The organism is Croceivirga thetidis (assembly GCF_012272815.1).
GTDB classification, from domain to species: Bacteria; Bacteroidota; Bacteroidia; order Flavobacteriales; family Flavobacteriaceae; genus Croceivirga; species Croceivirga thetidis.
In genome coordinates, this window is record NZ_JAAWWL010000001.1 from 603325 (window position 1) to 626014 (window position 22690).

General features: G+C 38.9%; 27 protein-coding genes. 20 read left to right on the plus strand and 7 right to left on the minus strand.

The window, feature by feature from the left end; translation table 11 throughout:
- Positions 1-32 precede the first annotated feature (32 nt).
- Complete coding sequence (gene serS / locus HCU67_RS02605) at positions 33-1304, plus strand: serine--tRNA ligase (protein WP_168551046.1); 1272 nt, start codon at positions 33-35, stop codon at positions 1302-1304.
- 47 nt (positions 1305-1351) lie between these two features.
- Entirely contained in the window at positions 1352-2038 is a 687-nt protein-coding gene (locus tag HCU67_RS02610; protein ID WP_168551047.1) for a hypothetical protein, read from the plus strand.
- Positions 2039-2121: 83 nt separating this feature from the next.
- On the opposite strand, the gene HCU67_RS02615 is transcribed toward HCU67_RS02610, so the two are convergent.
- From HCU67_RS02615 to HCU67_RS02625, 3 genes are all read right to left on the minus strand, one after another.
- Positions 2122-4317: a xanthine dehydrogenase family protein molybdopterin-binding subunit gene (locus HCU67_RS02615; RefSeq protein ID WP_246865690.1), complete on the minus strand. Its 2196-nt coding sequence runs from the start codon at positions 4315-4317 to the stop codon at positions 2122-2124.
- Between the two features lies 1 nt (position 4318).
- On the minus strand, positions 4319-4792 hold the full coding sequence (locus HCU67_RS02620; RefSeq protein WP_168551048.1) for a (2Fe-2S)-binding protein: 474 nt from the start codon (positions 4790-4792) through the stop codon (positions 4319-4321).
- Positions 4793-4901: 109 nt separating this feature from the next.
- The gene (locus HCU67_RS02625; RefSeq protein WP_168551049.1) at positions 4902-6275 is read right to left on the minus strand and encodes a S41 family peptidase; all 1374 of its coding nucleotides are present in this window, start codon (positions 6273-6275) and stop codon (positions 4902-4904) included.
- Between the two features lie 121 nt (positions 6276-6396).
- Between HCU67_RS02625 and HCU67_RS02630 the strand changes: the two genes are divergently transcribed.
- The 17 genes from HCU67_RS02630 to HCU67_RS02710 all read left to right on the plus strand — a co-directional run bounded on the left by HCU67_RS02630 (position 6397) and on the right by HCU67_RS02710 (position 17421).
- Positions 6397-8184: a tetratricopeptide repeat protein gene (locus HCU67_RS02630; protein ID WP_168551050.1), complete on the plus strand. Its 1788-nt coding sequence runs from the start codon at positions 6397-6399 to the stop codon at positions 8182-8184.
- Positions 8185-8268: 84 nt separating this feature from the next.
- Positions 8269-8586 carry a DUF4286 family protein gene (locus HCU67_RS02635; protein ID WP_168551051.1) on the plus strand — a complete coding sequence of 106 codons (318 nt, stop codon included), beginning with the start codon at positions 8269-8271 and terminating at the stop codon, positions 8584-8586.
- 2 nt (positions 8587-8588) lie between these two features.
- The gene (locus tag HCU67_RS02640; RefSeq protein ID WP_210423605.1) at positions 8589-8897 is read left to right on the plus strand and encodes a gamma-glutamylcyclotransferase family protein; all 309 of its coding nucleotides are present in this window, start codon (positions 8589-8591) and stop codon (positions 8895-8897) included.
- Between the two features lie 20 nt (positions 8898-8917).
- Entirely contained in the window at positions 8918-9778 is an 861-nt protein-coding gene (gene rsmA, locus HCU67_RS02645) for a 16S rRNA (adenine(1518)-N(6)/adenine(1519)-N(6))-dimethyltransferase RsmA (protein ID WP_168551053.1), read from the plus strand.
- Positions 9765-11117 carry a magnesium transporter gene (gene mgtE, locus HCU67_RS02650; RefSeq protein WP_210423606.1) on the plus strand — a complete coding sequence of 451 codons (1353 nt, stop codon included), beginning with the start codon at positions 9765-9767 and terminating at the stop codon, positions 11115-11117. The genes rsmA and mgtE overlap by 14 nt, the downstream gene beginning before the upstream one ends.
- Complete coding sequence (locus HCU67_RS02655; RefSeq protein WP_168551054.1) at positions 11114-11479, plus strand: cupin domain-containing protein; 366 nt, start codon at positions 11114-11116, stop codon at positions 11477-11479. The genes mgtE and HCU67_RS02655 overlap by 4 nt, the downstream gene beginning before the upstream one ends.
- Positions 11476-12417: a 2-hydroxyacid dehydrogenase gene (locus tag HCU67_RS02660; protein ID WP_168551055.1), complete on the plus strand. Its 942-nt coding sequence runs from the start codon at positions 11476-11478 to the stop codon at positions 12415-12417. Before HCU67_RS02655 ends, HCU67_RS02660 begins: the two co-directional genes overlap by 4 nt.
- Before the next feature lie 8 nt (positions 12418-12425).
- Positions 12426-12842, plus strand: coding sequence for a LuxR C-terminal-related transcriptional regulator (locus tag HCU67_RS16705; RefSeq protein WP_168551056.1), 417 nt, complete (start codon positions 12426-12428; stop codon positions 12840-12842).
- A gap of 101 nt (positions 12843-12943) precedes the next feature.
- On the plus strand, positions 12944-13450 hold the full coding sequence (locus HCU67_RS02670) for a DUF4199 domain-containing protein (protein ID WP_168551057.1): 507 nt from the start codon (positions 12944-12946) through the stop codon (positions 13448-13450).
- A gap of 6 nt (positions 13451-13456) precedes the next feature.
- Positions 13457-13912, plus strand: coding sequence for a DUF1801 domain-containing protein (locus tag HCU67_RS02675; RefSeq protein WP_168551058.1), 456 nt, complete (start codon positions 13457-13459; stop codon positions 13910-13912).
- Entirely contained in the window at positions 13909-14295 is a 387-nt protein-coding gene (locus HCU67_RS02680) for a VOC family protein (RefSeq protein ID WP_168551059.1), read from the plus strand. Before HCU67_RS02675 ends, HCU67_RS02680 begins: the two co-directional genes overlap by 4 nt.
- Positions 14296-14348: 53 nt before the next feature.
- Positions 14349-14789, plus strand: coding sequence for a TM2 domain-containing protein (locus HCU67_RS02685; protein ID WP_168551060.1), 441 nt, complete (start codon positions 14349-14351; stop codon positions 14787-14789).
- Between the two features lie 77 nt (positions 14790-14866).
- Entirely contained in the window at positions 14867-15190 is a 324-nt protein-coding gene (locus HCU67_RS02690; RefSeq protein ID WP_168551061.1) for an ArsR/SmtB family transcription factor, read from the plus strand.
- 1 nt (position 15191) lies between these two features.
- Entirely contained in the window at positions 15192-15683 is a 492-nt protein-coding gene (locus tag HCU67_RS02695; protein WP_168551062.1) for a DUF6428 family protein, read from the plus strand.
- Positions 15684-15690: 7 nt separating this feature from the next.
- Positions 15691-16266 (plus strand): hypothetical protein, encoded by a 576-nt coding sequence (locus HCU67_RS02700; RefSeq protein WP_168551063.1) that lies wholly within the window; start codon positions 15691-15693, stop codon positions 16264-16266.
- A gap of 34 nt (positions 16267-16300) precedes the next feature.
- Positions 16301-16777 (plus strand): GNAT family N-acetyltransferase, encoded by a 477-nt coding sequence (locus HCU67_RS02705; protein ID WP_246865691.1) that lies wholly within the window; start codon positions 16301-16303, stop codon positions 16775-16777.
- A gap of 14 nt (positions 16778-16791) precedes the next feature.
- Positions 16792-17421, plus strand: coding sequence for a low molecular weight phosphatase family protein (locus tag HCU67_RS02710; protein WP_168551065.1), 630 nt, complete (start codon positions 16792-16794; stop codon positions 17419-17421).
- Here HCU67_RS02710 and HCU67_RS02715 read toward each other — a convergent pair.
- From HCU67_RS02715 to HCU67_RS02725, 3 genes are read right to left on the minus strand one after another with little or no spacing between them, the layout of a single operon-like run.
- Complete coding sequence (locus HCU67_RS02715) at positions 17400-19217, minus strand: GNAT family N-acyltransferase (protein WP_168551066.1); 1818 nt, start codon at positions 19215-19217, stop codon at positions 17400-17402. The genes HCU67_RS02710 and HCU67_RS02715 overlap by 22 nt on opposite strands.
- 54 nt (positions 19218-19271) lie before the next feature.
- Positions 19272-20522, minus strand: coding sequence for an aspartate kinase (locus HCU67_RS02720; RefSeq protein WP_168551067.1), 1251 nt, complete (start codon positions 20520-20522; stop codon positions 19272-19274).
- Positions 20519-20995, minus strand: a complete 477-nt coding sequence (locus tag HCU67_RS02725; protein WP_168551068.1) for a GNAT family N-acetyltransferase — start codon at positions 20993-20995, stop codon at positions 20519-20521. Before HCU67_RS02725 ends, HCU67_RS02720 begins: the two co-directional genes overlap by 4 nt.
- 193 nt (positions 20996-21188) lie before the next feature.
- Here HCU67_RS02725 and fbp point away from each other — a divergent pair, with 193 nt between their 5' ends.
- Positions 21189-22196, plus strand: coding sequence for a class 1 fructose-bisphosphatase (gene fbp / locus HCU67_RS02730; protein ID WP_168551069.1), 1008 nt, complete (start codon positions 21189-21191; stop codon positions 22194-22196).
- On the opposite strand, the gene HCU67_RS02735 is transcribed toward fbp, so the two are convergent.
- On the minus strand, positions 22197-22619 hold the full coding sequence (locus tag HCU67_RS02735) for a tellurite resistance TerB family protein (protein ID WP_168551070.1): 423 nt from the start codon (positions 22617-22619) through the stop codon (positions 22197-22199).
- Between the last annotated feature and the right edge of the window lie 71 nt (positions 22620-22690).

A 22690-nucleotide genomic window follows, 5' to 3' on the forward strand; every position in this document is an offset into this window, starting at 1 on the left:
TTTCTCTAAATTTGCCCTTTCAAATAAAAATCATGCTTCAGCTACAGAAAATTCGTGAGCATAAAGATGCGTTTATCGAGGCTTTAAAAAAGCGTAATATCGATGCGGTTCCTTTATTTGACCAAGTTTTGGAATTGGACGAGAAACGCCGTGCTACCCAAACCGAATTGGACAATACACTTGCAGAATCAAACAAAATTTCCAAAGAGATAGGGATGCTTTTCAAAAGTGGTAAAGCAGCTGAAGCCAACGAGCTCAAAGCGAAAACGGGTGACTTAAAGGAAAGTTCAAAACAACTTGGGGAAATTCTAACTATCAGTACGGAAGCTTTGCAAAAAGCATTGTATGAAATTCCGAATATTCCCAACCCGTTGGTGCCAGCAGGTAATTCTGAAGATGATAATGAAGAAGTATTTCGCGAAGGGGATATTCCAGAGTTGATTGATGGTGCCCTACCCCATTGGGAGCTTGCCAAAAAATATGACCTCATTGATTTTGAATTGGGTGTGAAAATTACCGGTGCAGGATTCCCGGTTTATAAAGGCAAAGGTGCTCGCTTACAACGTGCCTTGATTTCTTATTTTTTGGATAAAAATACCGCAGCAGGTTATCAAGAAATTCAAGTTCCACATTTAATCAATGAAACTTCCGGCTATGGTACGGGACAACTGCCGGATAAAGAAGGACAGATGTACCATGTTACCGGGGATAATTTGTATTTGATTCCAACTGCAGAAGTTCCTGTGACCAACATTTTTCGCGATGAAATAGTTAAAAAGGAAGATTTTCCAATTCAGTTGACGGGTTATACGCCCTGCTTTCGACGTGAGGCTGGTAGTTATGGAGCCCATGTTCGTGGACTCAACCGACTACACCAATTCGACAAAGTTGAGATTGTGCGAGTTGAGCATCCTGACAACTCTTATCAAGCTTTGGATGCTATGGTTGAACATGTAAAGACCATATTGAAGGAATTGAAACTGCCATATCGTATTTTGCGCCTATGCGGCGGTGACCTAGGTTTTACCTCTGCCATGACCTATGACTTTGAAGTATTTTCTACGGCTCAAGACCGTTGGCTAGAAATCAGCTCTGTTTCCAATTTTGAAACATTTCAAGCCAATCGTTTAAAGCTTCGTTTTAAAGATGAGAACGGCAAGACACAATTGGCACATACCTTAAATGGAAGTGCTCTTGCATTGCCAAGAGTTCTTGCTGGTATTTTAGAAAACTATCAAACAACTGATGGAATCAAAATACCTGAAGTTTTGGTTCCCTATTGCGGCTTTGAAGTCATCAGCTAGTTGATGATTTCTATCATGGTAAAGGAAATCCTAAGTACTAAAGAAATATGAAGAAGCTAATCTTGCTCGTTGCATTGGTTTTGGAAACCCTATTGTTACCTGCACAAGAACTCGATGGTGTCTGGATGGCAACTGATACCAGCCTTCATAATTTAACGACTACAACAAAGCATGATTCCGGTGTAATTTTACTCGATTTTGATAAGGGTTTGATAGGTAATATGGCCAATAGTACTAATGAGCCCCTGATTACAAACCGGAAAAAAAACAAAATCAAGGTTACAGGTATCAAGGGCAAGCTTAAAGTAATTTCTATTGACAACGACCAACTTGTTTTAAAGGGTGCAAAAGGCACCACTTCGGTATTTAAAAAGCTTGATTTAAGTCATGCCCTAGAACTTGAGCCTAAAGAATTGAATACCTATTTAATAGAACAGCATTGTGGTGAAATTCAGGGTATTCAAGGGCGTTTTACCAAGGAAAGGTTCTTTCTTGATAAAGCTGAAAAAGAAAAGCTCAAAAGAAAACAATACATCAATTTTACGGACAAAGCCAACGGGTACTGGTATTTCCGGAAAATAAATGGGAATACCTTTTTGATAATTACAGTTGATCAAAAATCACCTGAGAACATTTTTCAAGTGAAGTCATTGACCTTAAAAGGGTTTGATGTAATCCAACTTCAGAACACCAATCGTATTTCGAACTTAAGTTTGCTAAAGACCTGTTTATAAAATAGACTTCAAAATTCCATCAGCCGAACCGGAAATTGAGCACAAAAACAAATACCTCTAATTGAGTAACGCCATCCTTAAAATCAAGTATTTAAAACCTCCAATACCCGTTCTGGGGTAAAGGGTATATGTCGCAAACGTTTACCTGTCAATCGTAAAAAGGCATTTGCAATGGCACCTGCTACCATTGGGGTAGCTGTTTCACCAACACCTTCTGGGTGTTCCGCAGATGGTAAGATTTCAGTTTCAATACTATCGGGCACATCTTGCATGCGCAATAATTTGTAATCGTGGTAATTGCTTTGTTGAATTTTACCATCGACCACGGTAAGCTGTTCGCTTAGCACACTACTCATACCCATAATAATTCCGCCTTCCATCTGTGCTTTTACATTGTCAGGTTGCACCACAACGCCTGCATCAAGTGCAATCCAGAATTTATGAACACGTATTTTACCTGTTTCGCGATTTACCGAGATTTCACAAATGCCCGTACCCATAGAACCGTGTTCTACAAAGGCAACTCCCTTAGCTCGGTTTTCAGGTAAAAAGGCATCCCAATCCGCCATTTCAGCAGCTTTTTCCAAAGTGGCCAAAGCCCGTGGAGATTGATTGGTCATCAATTTTCGTCTTAAGGCTATTGGGTCCTGCCCTTGTTCATAGGCAATTTCATCCAGCATGGCTTCAATTGCAAACTTGTTAGGGCCATGACCAACTGCACGCCAATGCTTTAGGCGAACCCCATGTGAGGCGCTTCGCCATTCCAACCATTGATTGGTAATTTGATAATGGTCATTTCGGGCACCACCAGCAACCAAATGGCCCCCATCGCCTACCACAACATGTGAAAATCCGGTTAGGTTTCCCTGAGAGTCGGTGCAAGCCTTTAAGCGCTGTAAAGTCAATGGCCTGTAGCAGCCATAGGTGACATCATCCTCACGGGTCCAAAGCAATTTCACTGGTCTTGGTGCCATTTCTTTGGCTAAGGTTCCACATTCAACTACAAAATCGCTCATGCTCCTACGCCCAAAACCACCACCAAGATATTGTAGGTGTACTGTTACATCCTCATGACCTATTCCTAGTAAACTTGGAATGCCCAGTTTTGTATCACTACCCTGTTGGCTCCCAACCCAAACTTCTGCCTTCTTTAAGTCCTCTGACACTTGGACAATGGCATTCAACGGTTCCATCTGTGCATGGTAGACATAGTCGTTCTTAAAATCGGCTTCGTACGTTTTTGTGGCAGAACTAGACGCTTTATTGAAATCGCCAATTTCATTTCGTACATCGCCAGTTTTATCCTCCGCCAAAATATCTTCATAAGAAGCATAAATCTCTTGTGAATTGAATCCCGATGCTTGGGCATCACTCCATTCAATTTTGAGTGCTTTTTTAGCACTAAGTGCCCCTTCTAAAGTTGTGGCAACGATACCAATCCCATAATCAAAAGGAACCAGTTTCAGCACACCGTCCATAGCCAAAATTTCTTCTTCATTTTGCAATGTAGGTTTGGCTCCATGTAGGTTGCCTCGCTCCAAAACACCATATATCATTTCAGGTAAGCGAATATCAATGGCAAATTGTGCACTACCATTTACTTTTTCGGGTATTTCGGTTCGCGGTATGATACTGCCAATCAATCGAAAATCTTTCGGGTCTTTAAGTCCTCCTTCGTTAAAATCAGGTATGGACTCCGGCATGGTCAAAAAACGTACTAACTGCCCATATTCGATTTTTTGGTTACTTGCTTCATGCACCACATTACCTTCAATCGTAATCAACTCTTCAATAGGAACGTTCCAGTGTGCTGCTGCTGAGCTAAGCAAAACATATCTGGCTTGTGCCCCTGCCCGTCTCAATGTTGAATAGTAACTATTTGTTGTTCGACTACCCACAGTGAACATGAGTTTAGTGCCAGGTGCCCAGCCTTCTCCGCCATAGATTTCAGCCTCTTGCGGAGAAAATTCAACATTTACCTTGGACCAATCTGCATCCATTTCTTCTGCAAATATGATGGGTAAAGCAGTCATCGACCCTTGGCCCATTTCTGCAGCAGGATTGTAAATGGTGATTTGACCATCTTCTGAAATCTGAACCCAAGCCGTGACTTCATGTTTTTGAAACTGTTCTTCAACTCTTTTTTGGTCCCGACACGAAACAACGGTTGGCAACAGTCCTGAGACACCGATAAAAAGGGCAACCCCGCTCGAAGATTTTAAGAATTGCCGACGGTTGAAAGACCTACTGGATTTTCTATTATTAAGATTACTCATCATTTTAAGCAGTTTTGGCTGATTGTTCACTTGCCAATTCAATGGCTTTGATAATGCGCATATAGGTTCCGCATCGGCAAAGAATTCCGTTCATATGACTTTTTATTTCTTCTCGAGTCGGGTTAGGATTGTCTTTCAATAATGCCGCTGCCTGCATCAATTGCCCAGATTGACAATATCCACATTGGGGAGCTTGGGCCTCAATCCATGCTTTTTGTAAAGGATGCTCATTATTTTCAGAAAGACCTTCTATTGTGGTAATTACTTTACCATCAGGCACTGCATTTACTGGTAAAACACATGCTTTGGTAGGATTACCGTCTAGATGAATGGTACAAGAACCACATTGTGCTATTCCACAACTGTATTTGGTACCGGTGAGTCCCAAATGTTCACGTAGTACCCATAACAACGGAGTACCTTCTGCAACTTCAACAGTTTGGACTTTACCATTGATGTTTAAAGAATAGGTAGGCATAAATTTTTTGTTTCCCTCAAGTTACAGAAAGAAGCTTTTCGTGACTTTCAGTTTGGGAAAAAATTTTGATACCCTAGATGCCGATTAACATTACCGCCAAAAACATGTTTCAGGAACCAATCTGCTGCTTTAGTCCCTCTAATATTTCATCGGTTTCATCCAACAAATGGTCTTTTATCATAATGTCAGGTTGAACACCTTCTTGTTTTTCACTTCCATTCACACGAACAATTCGACCTTTTGAAACGTTAACGGCAATGCCTGTATTTGGCAATGTAAACTGAAATATCGAGGCAAATAAAGTGGGGTATTCTGCGGTTTCTTCACCAACCACCGTTGCAAAACCGTAATCTTGTAATTGAGCCGCAGTAACTGTGGCTTGTGAATGTGATTGTCGATTTACCAGTACGTATACCGCTCCATAAAATCGTTTCTCAGTAGGTTGGGGTTGGTAGTCTTCAAAATCATAGTCATATATTTCGCCATCTTCATGCGAAAGGGCTTTTTGCCAAAAGTCGGTGGATATATCATAATTCTTTCGAATATGTTTCTTTAAAAAACTACTGGTCTTTAAAGAAAATTTTGAGTTCCATTGAAATGGTCTGTCTGCCAAGAAAGAGACCAAGTAGTCACTAAAACTATCGTCACCACCAGGATTATTGCGCAAGTCTAAAATTAGATGCTTGCTTTTTCTTGTTTTGATTTCTGAAAAGGAAGAGTCAATAAAAGCCAGATATTTTTCTTTATCGCCACCAAATCCACCTGGCCTTAAGTATGCTATTTCTTCAAAAAAGTCCAATTGCCTAGTTGCATTTATGACTTCATCCCTTTTCATTTCATAACCGTCAATTGCAGGTACCGCCTTAAGCCGATATATTTTTTCAGAATTATTGTTTTTAATCGTAACACTAAATTCATCTGTCTCACCAAAGACTTGCCAATAAAGTCTGGGAAAAGAATACAATTCGATTTTGGCATTTTTAAAGTATTCACGCTCAGCAGAAATTTGTGGGTAAAGTTGATTAACAATGTTCGCTATTGAGACCCCGTTTATGGTTATTATCTCCATTCCAGGTAGTAAAGCATCTTCTCCAGACCAATTTTTTCGAATCAGGGCCTTTTTATTCTCAAATGCCAATTCCAAAGGAAAAACCGTTCCACCGTTTTCAGCGTACTCCATGTACGATTGAATTGGAAATTCGATCCAAGTGTGCCCGTTATTCACAGATGAGGTAAACTTTTGAAACAAGTTCGTCGTCTCTAACAAGGAAAGGGAATCTTTTGACACCCCGTTTTTTAATTCTTGATACCGTTCATTGAATTCATTCTTTGAGGTATAGGCAAAAAGATTATAGTGTGTTTCTTCCAGTGTATTCTTTAAAGCATCCAAATCGTCAAGAACTTCCTTTTCTGAAAATTTTGATTGGCCGAATACAAGAGATGTGGTTAGAAATAGCAACAGGGTTAGAGTTCTTGCCCTCATATAAATTATTAGTTTTCCTGTTGACGACCTTCTATTTCTTTTGTTACATTGAAATTGATTTTTATAAGACCTTAACACAAAACCAATAAAACCAGCGTTATCTTTATCTAAAAGCTCATTTTTGAAATACACCCTATTCTTTGTTTTGTGTTTTGTGGTTGCAGAATTTTCTTGGGGGCAAGACGATTTTTTGGCCAAGCAATATTTTCAAGACGGTGATTTTGAAAAAGCTGTGGTTTTCTACGAAAATCTTGTAAAGAAGAATCCAAGGCGCACTGACTATTCTGAAGCATTGGTTGCCTGTTATCAACAACTCGAACGCTATCAAGAGGCTGAAACGTTTCTACAGGATAAGATTTCTCAAAACTTTGTTTTTCCGACATTCTTTATTGAACTCGGCTATAATTATGCACTTCAAAACCAACCGGAAAAGAGCAGTGAATACTACCAAAAGGCCATTGAAAAAATAGATGAAAATCCGAATTTCGGTTACGGTATTGGATATCGTTTTCAAAAGTACGCCTTACTTGATGAGGCCATTCAAGCCTATACAAGAGCAATGACTTTAAAACCCGAGCTGAATTACAATTTTCAATTGGCCCGTATTTATGGAGAGCAAGGTGAGATTGAAAAAATGTACCAGTCCTACCTTCAATTGGTTTATGATGGTAAATCCTCTCGTTCAAACGTTCTGCGAAACATCAATGACTTTATTTCGGAAGATCCACAAAATGAGAACAACGTCAAATTAAGAAAGACCTTACTGGTGAATGCCCAAAAAAATCCTGATGTTCTTTGGAACGAGCTATTAAGTTGGCTTTTTATTCAACAAAACCAATTTAAACAGGCTTTTGCCCAAGAAAAAGCAATCTACAAGAGAGCTGAAGGCTCAAATTTGGACCGAATTCGAAATCTAGGTGATATTGCTCAAGAAAACGAAGACTACGATACTGCGGTAGCCATATTTGAATACATCGTAGAAAACGCTTCGCAGCCGAATAGAAAATTGAACGCCCAGCTAAGCTTAATCGAAATAGAGTTATTAAATACAGGTGGAAAAAAATTGGATGCAATCGAAAAAAAATACGAGGCCCTGCTTGATGAATATGGTTATCAAAACAATCTCTTACAATTACAGATTGCCTATGCAAATTTTTTGACTTTTAGAAAGGAACAGCCAGATCCTGCAATTGCCATGCTCAAAAAAAGTTTGGAACAACCTCTTGGACGGTTTGGAGTGGCCTACATTAAAATGGCTTTAGGTGAGATTTTAGTTTTTGACCAACGGTTCAGTGAGGCTCTTATCTATTTTACGCAAATTCAAAAAAGTCTTAAAAACGATGTTATTGGGCAAGATGCTCGCTACAAAGTAGCAGAAACCAGCTTTTACAAGGGCGATTTTGATTGGGCATTAACACAATTAAAAGTATTGCGAAGCTCCACTTCGCAGCTTATCGCAAATGATGCCATGCAATTAAGCCTGCTGATATCTGATAATTCTTTGGAAGACTCCACCCAAACCGCCCTAAAAAAATATGCTCGTGCCGATTTGCTGGCCTATCAGAAGAAAACTCAACAGGCCGTTGATATTTTAGAGGATATTCTACAAAATCACAAGGGTGAAAAAATTGAAGATGAGGCATTACTTCGGCAAGCCAAACTTTTGGAAGAACAAGGAAAATATGAAGCAGCTGAATTCAATTACATTAAAATCATAGAATTCTACTCACAAGATATTTTGGCAGACGACGCCCATTTTGCTTTGGGACAGCTGTATGAAAATCATTTAAATGCTCCAGAAAAGGCAAAACCTCAATACGAGAAAATCATCTATAATTACCAAGACAGTTATTACTTTCCTCAAGCCCGTAAAAATTTCAGGCGATTACGTGGTGATTCCATCAATTAAAAATTTAATAACGACGACAATTCATCTCCAAGTTTAATTTGAAAATTAAACTTGTTTTTTGAACTTGTACCCGAACTCATTGCTATGATAATTTATAACGTAACCATCAATATTGAAGACGAGGTTCATGACGATTGGCTGTCGTGGATGAAAGACAAGCACATACCCGATATGCTGGCCACAGGTAAATTCAGTCATGCTAAAATGACCAAGGTTTTAGTTGAAGAGGAGATGGGAGGCACGTCCTATTCGATTCAATATACTTGTCCGGATAAACAAACCTTGGAAAGTTACTATAAAGAAAATGCTGAAATCATGAGGGCAGACGGCATGAGACGCTTTGCCAATAAATTCGTTGCCTTTAGAACTGAACTTGAAGTAATTAGTCAGCAAATACCTTGAAGTTGCCTCTCTTATTCACCTACGGCACCTTACAAGACCCTCAAGTACAACAGTATGTTTTCGGTAGAATCTTAGAGGGTCAAGCGGACCAACTTCCAAGTTATAAATGGTTTGAAAATGCGGTTTACGAAAGGTATCCATTGGTTAGGCCAACCACTAATTCCAATGATTTTGTTGATGGAATGGTGTATGAGTTAAATAATGAAGACCTCAAAATTTGTGATGTCTATGAAACTTCGGCCTATACTCGCAAACTGATAACCCTTGTCTCTGGTAGGGAAGCATGGGTCTATGTCGAGAATTCAGGTTAACTTAGGCACAAAACCAAATCATGCCCAAAAAAAGAAGGGATTCGCATAGAAAATTTGAAAAAAAAGGGCAAGATAATTCCCCAGTAAAGGCGAAAAAACATTTAGGGCAACACTTTCTAAAAGATGAAAAAATTGCCCAAAAAATTGCCGAAACCCTTTCCCTTGAAGGCTATCTAAAAGTAATCGAAATTGGCCCCGGCACCGGAGTACTCACTAAGTATTTACTTCTACGAGGGATGGATTTGGTTGCCATGGATTTGGATGAGGAATCCATAGTCTATTTAAACCACAGTTTTCCTTTAGAACACCCAAAGGTCTTAGAGCAGAATAGTAAATTGACCGTATTAGAAGCTGATTTTTTAAAGTTCGATTTACAAGAACTATTCGGGCAACAGCAATTTGGCATTACGGGAAACTTCCCCTACAATATTTCGTCACAGATAGTCTTTAAAATGCTCGAACATCGCAATCAAATTCCAGAATTTTCAGGTATGTTCCAAAAAGAGGTTGCGCAACGAATTTGTGAAAAAGAAGGGAGTAAAACCTATGGTATTCTTTCTGTTTTGGTTCAGGCTTTTTATAGAGCCGAATATCTTTTCACGGTGCATCCACATGTATTTGTCCCACCGCCTAAAGTACAGTCGGGAGTGTTGCGGTTAACCCGAAAAGAAAATTTTCAATTGGACTGCGACGAACAGTTATTGTTCAAAGTAGTAAAGGCAGCTTTCAACCAACGCAGAAAAACATTAAGAAACAGTTTGAAGGGTTTTGGGCTTTCCGATAGTCTTCGAGAAGATGCTATCTTTGACCGCCGACCAGAACAGATATCTGTCGCCAATTTTGTTGAATTGACCCAGAAAATTCAATATGATTCCGTTTAAACTCACAGACGAGCTTTTAGAACAGGTGCAAACCTTGATCTCTGAATCAAAAGATGCAGAGTTGAGAACCTTAATGAAGGAGTTTCATTATGCAGATATTGCTGAAATTGCCAATGAGCTCGATGAGGAAGAAGCAACCTATATCATTAAGCTGCTGGATAGCGAAAAGACTTCCGACGCTATTACCGAACTTGACGAAGACGTTCGAGAAGCTATTCTGAATAACCTATCCCCAAAAGAAATTGCCGATGAGTTAGAGGAATTGGATACTGATGATGCGGCAGATATTGTAGGTGAGCTTCCAAAAGAATTGGTCAAAGAAGTAATCTCAGAAATTGAGGATAGGGACCATGCCAAAGATATTGTTGATCTTTTGCGCTATGATGAGGATACCGCAGGTGGACTTATGGCTAAAGAATTGGTCAAGGTTAATGAAAACTGGACGGTAACCCGTTGTGTCAAAGAGATGCGTACCCAAGCTGAAGAAGTAACCCGGGTACATTCCATTTATGTGATAGATGATGAAGAAAAATTAAAGGGTCGGCTATCTTTAAAGGACTTACTGACAGTTTCAACAGAAACCCATATTCGAGAAGTTTATATTCCAAAAGTTGATTATGTCAATGTCAACGAAAAACCGGAAGAGGTCGCCAAAATCATGCAGAAATATGACTTGGAAGCCATACCTGTAGTTGATGAAATCGGACGATTGGTTGGGCGCATCACCATTGATGATATCGTTGATGTTATTCGAGATGAGGCCGAACGAGATTATCAATTGGCCGCTGGTATATCGCAAGATGTAGAGGCCGATGATACTATTTGGGAATTAACACGTGCCCGCTTGCCATGGCTTATTTTGGGCCTATTCGGTGGAGCAGCAGCCGCTGTTATTATGGGTGGATTTGAAGAGATGTTCAAAAAGTATACAGTCCTCTTTCTTTTTACACCGCTAATTGCCGCAATGGCCGGAAATGTTGGCGTGCAATCAAGCGCAATTATAGTTCAGGGACTTGCCAATGACGATATTAAGGGGAGCATCGGTAACCGCCTGATCAAAGAAATGTTATTGGCCCTATTGAACGGCATTATACTTTCTGCACTATTATTGTTGTTCACTTGGATTTGGAAAGGTGATTTTATGACAGCCATGGCCATTTCCATTTCTTTAATTGCAGTCATTGTTGTGGCTGGTTTTATTGGAACTTTCATCCCGCTGTTTTTAGACAAAAGAGGCATCGATCCAGCAATAGCCACTGGACCTTTCATAACAACTAGTAACGATATATTTGGGATTCTTATTTATTTCTGGATTGCTAAACTTATTTTGGGATTATGAAATCAATTAACCTTAAGGAAAAACACTCCCTGTTTGACGTAACATGGCATCCACATCAGATTGCCGTTGTTGATGATATGCAGGTAATCTTAGCCAAGATTCAAGGCGAATTTGTTTGGCATGTCCATGAAAATGAAGATGAACTCTTTCAAGTACTCAAGGGCACCCTTTACATGCAGTTTCGAGATCGAACCGAAGTTGTTAAAGAAGGTGAGCTAATTGTCGTTCCAAAAGGTGTGGAACATTGTCCAGCCACAAAAAATAACGAAGAAGTTCATTTATTACTTTTTGAAAAGCTTTCAACAGCCCATACGGGAACTGTTGAACACGAAATGACACAAACCCACTACCCCCGCATATGAAGGTTTTACATGTTGACACCAACCATACCCTGCTCATTGAACAGTTTAAGGAGCTTGGTTTTGAGAATGATGAAGATTACAAGTCCTCAAAAGAGGATATTGAGAAAAAGATTTCGGCTTATGATGGATTGATAATTAGAAGCCGTTTTACAATTGATTCTAAATTTTTGGATACCGCCACAAACTTGAAATTCATAGGTCGTGTTGGGGCAGGCTTGGAAAATATCGACCTTAAATATGCGCGTTCAAAAAACATTTTCATAGCTGCTGCAGCAGAGGGTAACCGTAATGCTGTAGGCGAACATGCCTTAGGCATGTTGCTTAGCCTAATGAACAAATTGAATAAGGCAAACCGAGAGGTTAAAAAAGGAAAATGGGACAGGGAAGGAAGTCGTGGCGTTGAACTTGAGGGTAAAACTGTCGGCATTATCGGTTACGGCAATATGGGGAAAGCCTTTGCCAAAAAATTAATGGGTTTTGATGTGGATGAAGTTATCTGCTATGATATTATCGGCGGAGTTGGAGATGAAAACGCCAGACAGGTGGGAATTTTGGAATTTCAAAATCGTGCTGATGTGGTGAGTTTGCATGTTCCACAGACAGAGTTAACCATGAAAATGATAAATACCGAATTTATCAATGCCTTTGAAAAACCATTTTGGTTCTTAAATACCGCCCGAGGAAGTTGTGTGGTAACCAAAGATTTGGTGTCCGCTCTCAAATCGGGCAAAATACTTGGGGCGGGTCTCGACGTGCTTGAATATGAGAAGAAATCATTTGATTTTGGCGACTTTTTTTCGAACAAGCCAAAGCCTTTTAAATATTTGCGCAAAGCAAAGAATGTACTCCTAACCCCACACGTTGCTGGATGGACCGTGGAAAGCAAAGAAAAATTAGCGCAGACAATTGTCGACAAGGTGAAGGCAGAATTTTGCTAAATTAGAGTGTGAAGAAGACCATCTTTGTCTTTTCGGCCCTCATTGTTTCATTACTTGTCCTTTTTCAATTGGGCAAATATTCATTCCTTTCGGGTAGTACCTCAATCGAGCTTATAATTTCAATTGTTGCTATTGTTTTTTTGGGTATTGGTCTCTATATCAATCAACAAAAAAAGAAACAACTCCAACAGGACTCATTTACCATAGATTTCAAAAAAATTCAAGAGTTGGGTATAAGCAATCGTGAATACGAAGTACTGATGGAGATTTCCAAAGGACTTTCCAATAAAGAAATTGGTGAAAAATTACATATCTCCGAAAGTACGATCAAAACCCATGTTTCCAACCTACTTATCAAACTAGATGCAAAAAGAAGAACACAGGCGATACAAAAAGCAAAAGAACTTCAAATAATCACCACTTAGACCTGCTTTCCTACCTAAGTACTAGCAATTTGGTACTTTAGTATGAGTCGGTTCCTACCTATTGAGACTAGTTTTGGCCTAAACCTTTAAATAAGAAAATCATGAAAAAAACTATTATTAAATATGGCGCTTTTGGTGCCATAGCCATCTGTGTTCTTTTTTTGCTCTCGTGGTATGTAATGGACGATTTGAGCTTTGCTTCGCAAGAAGTGCTGGGTTACGCCTCGATGATCATTGCGTTGCTTTTTGTGTTCTTTGGAATCAAACATTACCGAGATAACGAAAACAATGGAAAAGTTGCCTTTAAAAAGGCACTGACCATTGGGGTTTTAATCAGTCTTATAACTGCAGTAGTATTTGGTATTTTAGATGTGATTTACACTGAAGTATTGAATCCTACATTTATGGATGACTATTACAATGCCTCGGTTGAACAAATGAAAGTCTCAATGTCGCCAGAAGAATTCAAGGTGAAATTGGCAGAACTTGAATCTCAAAAAGAACTTTTTACCAACCCACTCTTTAGTTTTGGATTGATGACCATGACCGTTTTTGTCATTGGTTTTATTATTTCCTTAATTTCTTCCTTGATTCTTCAACGTAAATAAATTGACATGACCATAGACGCCAAAACAGTAGACGAGTATATTTCAAAAGTACCATCAGAACGAACCGAAGCAATTTCAAAACTAAGGGAAACCGTTCGTGATAATTTACCAACAGGATTCGAAGAAGGAATTGGTTACAAAATGATAGCGTATTATGTGCCGCATTCAAAATATCCTGACGGGTACCACTGTGACCCAAAAGTGCCTTTGCCCTTTATTAATATTGCCTCGCAAAAGAATTTCATAGCACTTTACCATTCTGGTATCTACGCCGATAAAAAACTATTGGATTGGTTTGTAGGTGAATATCCAAAACACGTGAAAACGAAATTGGATATGGGTAAGAGTTGCATTCGATTTAAAAAAATAGCAAATATTCCATACGTGTTGATTGGGGAACTGTGCAAAAAAATGACAGCTGATCAGTGGATTGCATTATATGAGAAAAACGTAAAACAATGAACAAAAGAGTAACAGGCCTAGGTGGGTTTTTCTTCAAAACCAAAGACCCAGATGGCATTAAAAATTGGTACAAAAAGCACTTAGGGATACCTACCGACCAATACGGATGGAGTTTTTGGTGGAAAGACAAGGAGGGTAAAGATTGTATGACGCAATGGAGCCCGTTCAAGGATGACACCGAGTATTTCAATCCGAGCGAAAAACAGTTCATGATGAACTTTAGAGTGGAAAACTTAAAAGAGTTATTGGCCGAACTTAAAAAAGAGGGTGTTACAATTATTGGTGAAGTTGAAGAATACGACTACGGCAAATTCGGTTGGATCCTTGATCCTGAAGGCAACAAAATTGAGCTTTGGGAACCTGTTGATAAAGCCTTTCTGTAACTAATGATTTATTTTTTACATTTAGGTTCTATTAACCAATCAAATTAAAAATCATGTCTGAAGACAACAAAGATTTAGGTGATAAGGCAGAAGAAGCTTTTGACAAGGCAAAGGACGCTGCAAAAGAAGCTGCAGAGGATGCCAAAGAGGCTGCAAGTGATTTCAAAGAAGAAGCTAAAAAAACAGCCAGCGAATTCAGCGAAGGATTGAATAATGCAGTTGGTGGGGGTGATAATAAAAAAATTCTCGCTGGTATTCTTGCAATAATTCTTGGGTCTTTAGGAATTCATAAGTTTATTCTTGGGTATCAGAAAGAAGGTTTTATAATGCTTGGTGTAACCCTTTTAGGCTATGCAACAAGTTGCATTGTTGTTGGGGCGTTTTTCTTTTGGATTCCGGGATTAATTGGATTAATCGAAGGAATTATTTATTTGACGAAGTCAGATGAGGAATTTTACAACACATACCAAGTGGGCAAAAAGCCTTGGTTCTAAAAATAATAAGGTCAGAAATTAACGCTGGCCTTTTTTATTTCAATTTATCATCGTAATATTGCAATATATAATTTTACATGGGAGCAACTAAAACACATATTTTCTCTCCGCGACATAATGAGCTTGCAAAAATTGCCAAGGTAATGGCGCATCCTGCAAGGGTAGCTATCCTTGAATATATAAGCAAACAAGAGAATTGTATTTGTACCGATCTCGTAGATGAAATTGGTTTGGCCCAACCCACTATATCCCAACACCTTAATGAAATAAAAAAAGTAGGACTACTCGATGGAACCTTCGAAGGAAAAAATCTCTGTTATTGCATTAACAAAGAAAGATGGGGCCACGTACAAGAGTTATTATCCTCCTTTTTTGTAAATATTAATCTAAATTGTTGTTAGCATGATAACATCGGAATTCTTATCCTTACTCGAAGACCATAAAAACAAAAGTTTACTATTTGAGTACCAACCCGGACAATTGGTGCCGGCGAATTACCACATTACCGAGGTAAAAAATATTGCCATTGAATCGGTGGATTGCGGTGCTGGAACCGATGCCTGGAAGGAGACCATAATCCAACTTTGGGAAAGTCCATCAGAAATCGGAAAAACCGAATTTATGAGCTCATACAAAGCACTTGGTATTTTGAATAAGGTTGATAAAATGAGGGCAATGGACCGTGAGGCCGAATTAAAAATTGAATACAGTAATGACCAATTCCATACGGCACAATTATTCATTGATGACTACACTTGGAACAATGAAAAGTTAGTTTTCAAGCTATCTATCAAAAAGACGGACTGCAAAGCAAAAGAGACCTGTGGCGTTCCAACTGAGGCAGTTGTAAAATCAGGAGCTTCTTCTTGTGCTCCAGGAAGCGGTTGTTGTTAATATTTCTATGGAAGTCATATTTCTCATAACGGCAATTTCACTTTTCACCTATATGGTCCTTGCCACCTATGATGGGCTTTACCTACATCTTTGGAAGTATCAGCTATACAATAGAATTGAAAGTAAATTAGAACACTTAACCCATACCTTAAGGGCTATACTTTTCCCTTTAATTGTCATTTTCTTGGTATTAAATCAACAGAATTTCTTTTGGTTCTTAATTGGGTTATTATTGGTCGTAATCGATTTTGTTATTCTTGCTATCGATGCACATTCTGAAGAGGACAGCCGGAAATTTATGGGAGGATTGCCTAAACAAGAATACATTCTCCATTTGTTTGCAAATGCAACCCATTATGGGTTAGTCGTATTGATAATCGCCCTTAAAATTAGATTTACTGAAAATACCCTTCTTTTTATTTCAGAAATTGATTATTCGAGTTTAGCGGGAAGAACGTTGCTATTCGTTGCTGAAAATGCTGTGCCTGGGGCATTTATTTTGGCCCTTTTACACATTTTGCTTGCTATTGAAGGTCCTAGAAACTTTCTGCACAATCAAAGGATTAAAGTAAACTGTTGTTAAATCTATAGTTCTAAAACCGATGGTAATAAGAAGAATGTCATCCACCGATTGGCCCAAAGTTGGCCAGATTTATGCCGAGGGAATATCAACCGGAATTGCCACTTTTGAAACCACTGTCCCAGATTACAAAAGTTGGGATGTTGCCCATATTGACGAATGTCGTTTAATTGCTGAATCTGAAAACGAAATACTTGGTTGGGCGGCACTTTCACCCGTATCAAGCAGATGTGTCTATGGCGGGGTCGCAGAAGTCAGTGTTTATATTGGCAAAAATGCCCGAGGAAAAGGAGTTGGAAAGGCGTTGATGGAAAAACTTATTGTGGAGAGCGAAAATGCCGGATATTGGACCTTACAATCAGGTATCTTTCCTCAAAACCAAGCGAGCATTAAACTACACGAAAAGGTAGGTTTTCGATTTTTAGGTAAACGAGAAAAAGTGGGCAAAACCAAAGACGGGATATGGATGGATAATCTTTTATTTGAGAAACGAAGTAAAATCGTCGGTATCTAATAATTCTATTTGCTATGAACCAAGACAAACTATTTATTGAACTGGAGAAAACAATTAATTCCTTAAATGCCAAAACCATTTCCAAAGAGCGCATGTCGGTTCTTCAACCCCTTGTTGATTACATCATTCAAAAACGAGGTCAAAAGGAAGAAATTCGATTGAATTTCATTTGCACCCATAATTCAAGAAGAAGTCATTTATCACAGATATGGGCTCAGACCATGGCTCATTATTTTAATGTGGATAACTTAAGCTGCTATTCTGGAGGAACAGAGGCAACAGCAATGTTTCCAAAAGTGGGTGAAACCTTAACCTATCAAGGCTTTGAAATTTTAAAACTTTCGGATGACCAAAACCCTATATATGCAGTTAACTATTCAGGTAACAAACATCCTGTTATTTGTTTTTCTAAAACGTATGATGATTCGTTCAATCCCGATTCCGGCTTTGGAGCTATTATGACATGTGATTCTGCGAATGAAGCTTGCCCAATGGTTGTAGGGGCAGAAGCACGTTTTCCAATCACCTACGAAGACCCTAAGGCCTTTGATGGAACCGAACAACAGAGTGAAAAATACTTAGAACGAAGTATTCAGATTGCCACTGAACTTTTTTGGGTCTTTCAATCCGTTTCTGAAGCTTGACCTTCTGAATGTTTACGTTCCAGCTCGGCTTGAAATTCTTCCATAACCGGTTTTACCGTACTCTCCGGTAAATCAGCAATTTTAATGTACATCAAACCATCAACTGCATTGTTAAATAATGGGTCGACATTAAAGGCAACAACTTTGGCGTTTTGTTTGATGTACTTTTTGATTAGAACAGGAAGCCTTAGGCTTCCAGGTTCCACTTCTTCAATCAAGCGATCAAATTTGTTCAAATCGGCTTCTGTCTCATCAAAGACAAATTCCTTATCGGCATCTTTCAATTGTACCTTAAACTCTTTTTTGGGACGAATATATTGCGCTACATAAGGATCCCAATAATGCGATTTCATAAATTCAATCATCAACGATTTCGAGAAATTCGAAAATTGATTACTAATACTTACACCGCCTATTAGATATTTATGTTCAGGATGTCGAAGTGTTGTATGTACTATGCCTTTCCAAAGTAAAAAGAGTGGCATTGGTTTTTGTTGATATTCTTTTACGATGTATGCCCTACCCATTTCAATGGATTTCGACATCATACCATACAATTCAGGCTCAAAACGAAAGAGATCTTGAAGGTAAAAACCATCTATTCCGTGGTCTTTAAAAATAGTGGAACCCAGACCCATTCGATAGGCTCCAACCAAGTTTTTGTCGTTATCATCCCAAAGGAATAAATGATGATAGTACGAGTCAAAACCATCCAGATCAACTGCGTTGTTCGTTCCTTCCCCGACTTCACGAAAGGTAATCTCACGTTGTCTTCCTATTTCTTGGAGCAAAAAAGGCATGTCTTTGGCCTGTGCCAGATATACCTCATAATTTTTACTCTGTAATAAACGAAGATCTTTTTCCCGCAACTTTTCAATCTCACCTTGCAAAACTTCAGTTCGAACTGCAGAGGCAATTTTTTTGGTCGGTTTTGGAATTTTTATGCTAGTTGGCACTTTATCAATCAAACGTTCCTTCTCAAAAACATTGGCCAATAAATAGGTTTTTTTACGGAGCAACTCGGTAAAATCCTCTAGACTCTCTGCCTCTTTTTGGTTGGCCACAGAAATGGGTTGGCCTATGCGTACCTTAATCGGTCTTCTTCGTTGGGTCGTTAACTCAGAAGGTAATTTGGCCGTTCTAAAAACATCATTGATTTTGGACAAACGATAAAACAAACGGCTGTTTTTAGCATGGAAATATATGGGAACAACAGGTACCTCTGCCTTACGAATCAATTTTAAGGCAGCCTCTTCCCAAGGGCGGTCTACCACCAATTTATCATCGCGATAGGTAGATACTTCTCCAGCAGGGAAAATACCTAAGGGGTGCCCTTCTTTGATATGTTTCAGTGCACTTTTAAAACCCATAACACTGCTTTTGGCATCTTTATGGTTTTCAAAAGGATTCACCGGCATTATGTAAGGCTTCAGGGGTGCAATACGGTGTAAAAGGAAATTGGCTATAATCTTAAAATCATCCCGCTGTGATAGCATAAGTTTTAGCAAAAGAACACCATCTATACCCCCTAAAGGGTGATTTGAAATGGTAATGTAAGGTCCGGATTTAGGTAAGCGCTTAAACTCCTCTTCAACAAGTTCAAAATCAATATCGTAATGCTCTAAAATGGTATCGCAAAAATCAGGGCCTGGGAGATTTTTATGCTTTTTATAAAATCGATTGAGGTTCGAAATACGGGTTATCTTCATCAACAACCATCCGATGAACGTTCCAAAAACACCATAACGGTCAAGATTTATAACCTTGGCCACCTCTTTCGCCGTAACCAGCCCCATTGATTTGATTTAGTTGGTAGACTGTAAATATAGACAATTAGGCGGGGGCCATTACTATTTTACGACCAACTGAACGGTTTCCTTTCCACGTTGTTCAACAAGTACATCATATCCGTTCAAAACCGATTCAACGGCCTGTTCGTCAAAGTGTCTTATGGTATATAAGGATACGTCTTCATGACAGGTGACCTTGAACCTTTTTTCCAATTCAGGTAAAATCGATTTTAGTCCCGAGAATTTATTGTCCAAGCAAACTGAAAAGCTAATTGCCGAATTCTGAATCAAATCAACTTTCAATCGATAATCGTGAAACATTTTGAAAATATCACTGATGTTGTTCTCTACAATAAAAGAGAAGTCAAGTGATGATAGTTTTAATAAGACCTGGTTCTTTTTAACAATGAAACAAGGCACTTCAGGAACAATCTTTTTTCCCTTACCGACAGTGGTACCTTGGGCTTCTGGATGAACAAATGATTTTACATGCAGTGGTATCTCTTTTTGCTGTAGAGGCTGCAACGTTTTCGGGTGAATAACAGAGGCACCGTAAAATGCCAATTCTATGGCCTCACGATAACTGATTTGTTCCAACTTTTGGGTTTCTTTGAAATGTCTAGGGTCTGCATTTAAGACCCCTGGAACGTCTTTCCAAATGGTAACAGACTTGGCGTTGAGGCAATACCCCAGAATGGCAGCAGTGTAATCCGAACCTTCCCGACCTAAGGTTGTGGTGAAATTATTTTCATCACTACCTAAGAAACCTTGAGTGATATTCAATTGCGCCGGTTCCACTTTTTCAGAGACTCGTTGTTCGGTTGAATCCCAATTTACTTGGGCATCACGATACGAATTGTCGGTCTTAATCAGTTCTCGAACATCCAACCAATTATTGGTCATTCCAATTTCGGTCAAATACGAGCTTACAATTGTCGTAGAAATCAATTCTCCATAACCTACGACTTGATCATAAACAAAAGCATATTTGGGTGATTTATTCCACATCAAGAAACCGCGGAATTCCTCTATTAATTTATTGACCTTATGGTGTACATCATGGTTCTTTACCTCAAAGAGATCGTTTATAATCGCCTTATGATAGTCGACGACAACTTGAATTTTATCATCAAGCTGAGATTCTTCATTGAAATAGGCATCTATTACCTCTTCCATGGCGTTGGTCATTTTACCCATTGCCGATATAACCAAAACGATTTTTTCATGGCCTACAGCTTCGAGTACTTTGACCAAATTCCTTACTCCATTTGCATCTTTAACGGATGCTCCCCCAAATTTGAATATTCTCATGCTTCTAAAAACTTTTTCATTGCCACATCATCCATTTGAACGACATGCCAATCCCTCATAACAATAGCCCCACAATCTTCATAAAACTTTATGGCCGGTTCATTCCAATCCAAAACCTCCCATCCGATTCTACCAACACCTTTAGCAACCCCGTATTGAACCACGCGTTTCAAAAGTGCCGCCCCGATTCCCTTACCTCGCATAGCTTTTGTAACAATCAGGTCCTCTAAATGGATTACGGGGCCTCTCCACGTTGAATAACGCGGATAAACCAAAGCTATTCCTACTACATCACCATTAAAATCTGCTACAAAACAATGAAACAAAGGTGCTTCACCAAACCCATCCCGCTCCAAATCGCCTATGGTAACTTTTACGGCTTCTGGCTCCTTCTCAAAAACCGCCAATTCTGTAATCAAAGCGTGTACGCTTTTCATATCAGACCTCACTGCTTCTCTTATACTAAATTCCATAATTGTTGCAAATAAAACACTTTGTTATAAATTATCAAACCGTTGTTTAAATATGCAACGATTTGAGTGTTCTTTGTTTTCAAAATGTACTTTGGCAAAGATGTCCGGATTAAAACAACAAAAACTTATCGAAATCGTTGTAGTAATCTAAAATCAACGACCTTTGTTTCGAACAAATACAACCTTCTCACCAATGCACAATAGAACCAAGACTCTAGGGGAATTTATAATTGAAAACCAAACTGATTTTCAATACTCTACTGGAGAATTGTCCAAACTCATCAATGCCATTCGCCTTGCGGCCAAAGTAGTGAACCATGAAGTCAATAAAGCAGGTTTGGTTGATATTTTGGGTGATGCCGGCGACACCAATATTCAAGGCGAGGACCAAAAGAAATTGGATGTTCTAGCGAATGAGAAATTCATTCAAACCTTAAAAAACCGAGAAATCGTCTGCGGAATTGCTTCAGAAGAGGAAGATGATTTTATTACCATTAATAGTCAAGATGAGAATCATAACAATAAATATGTAGTCTTAATTGACCCTCTTGACGGTTCAAGTAATATTGATGTAAATGTATCCGTTGGGACCATTTTTTCGATTTACCGAAGAATAACTCCTGTTGGCACACCAGTTCAATTAGAAGATTTTCTGCAACCGGGTAATCAACAGGTTGCTGCGGGGTATGTGGTTTATGGCACCTCAACCATGCTGGTATATACCACGGGAAATGGGGTAAACGGATTCACATTGAACCCTGCTATAGGAACGTTTTACCTTTCACATCCGAACATGCAATTCCCTGAAGATGGAAGAATCTATTCGGTCAATGAAGGAAACTATGTTCATTTTCATCAAGGTGTAAAGGACTATATCAAATATTGTCAGAAAGAGGAAGGAGACCGTCCGTACACCTCAAGATATATTGGTTCATTGGTTTCCGATTTTCATCGAAATATGATTAAAGGTGGCATATATATGTACCCTAAAAGCAGCGTGACCAATAATGGTAAATTAAGGTTGTTATACGAGTGCAATCCAATGGCCTTTTTGGCCGAGCAAGCCGGCGGACTGGCCATAGGAGGCAAATCGCGAATTTTAGACGTACAACCTACAGAATTACACCAACGTATTCCGTTTTTCTGTGGAAGTAAAAATATGGTCTTGAAACTTCAGGAATTTTTAGATAAGTACCACTGATTATTTATCCATCAGATACAAATAATCGTCAAAAGCAATTTGACCCGTAAAGATTTTAATGGATTTTTCGATAATCGCTTCTGATTTATCAACTGGAAAACCAAGACCTATGGCATATTTCTCAACCATACGTAGTTGGGTATCATCAACATCCCTATCTGAAAAAATAATCTGAAAGAAATCGAATAAACGCTTTAGACGTTTTTCCTCACTGTGTGGGGTTTCTATAGGATATTTATTCTCCTTTTTCATAATCTCTTTATACTCAGCCTCACTGATATCAAGTTTAAAAGCGAACTTGTCTAAAACAGCTTTTTCCTCTTCATTGATTTCACCATCAACCGCGGCCAGACTGCATAAAGTTGCGAAGTGAGCCAACTGCTTTCTTGAATTTCCAGCTTCGTATAAATCTATAATGGGCATTGTTAAAATTTTTGTTTGGCAAATATACTTCGCTCCAAAAAACCTTCCTAAATAATGCCCAAAAGAAATTT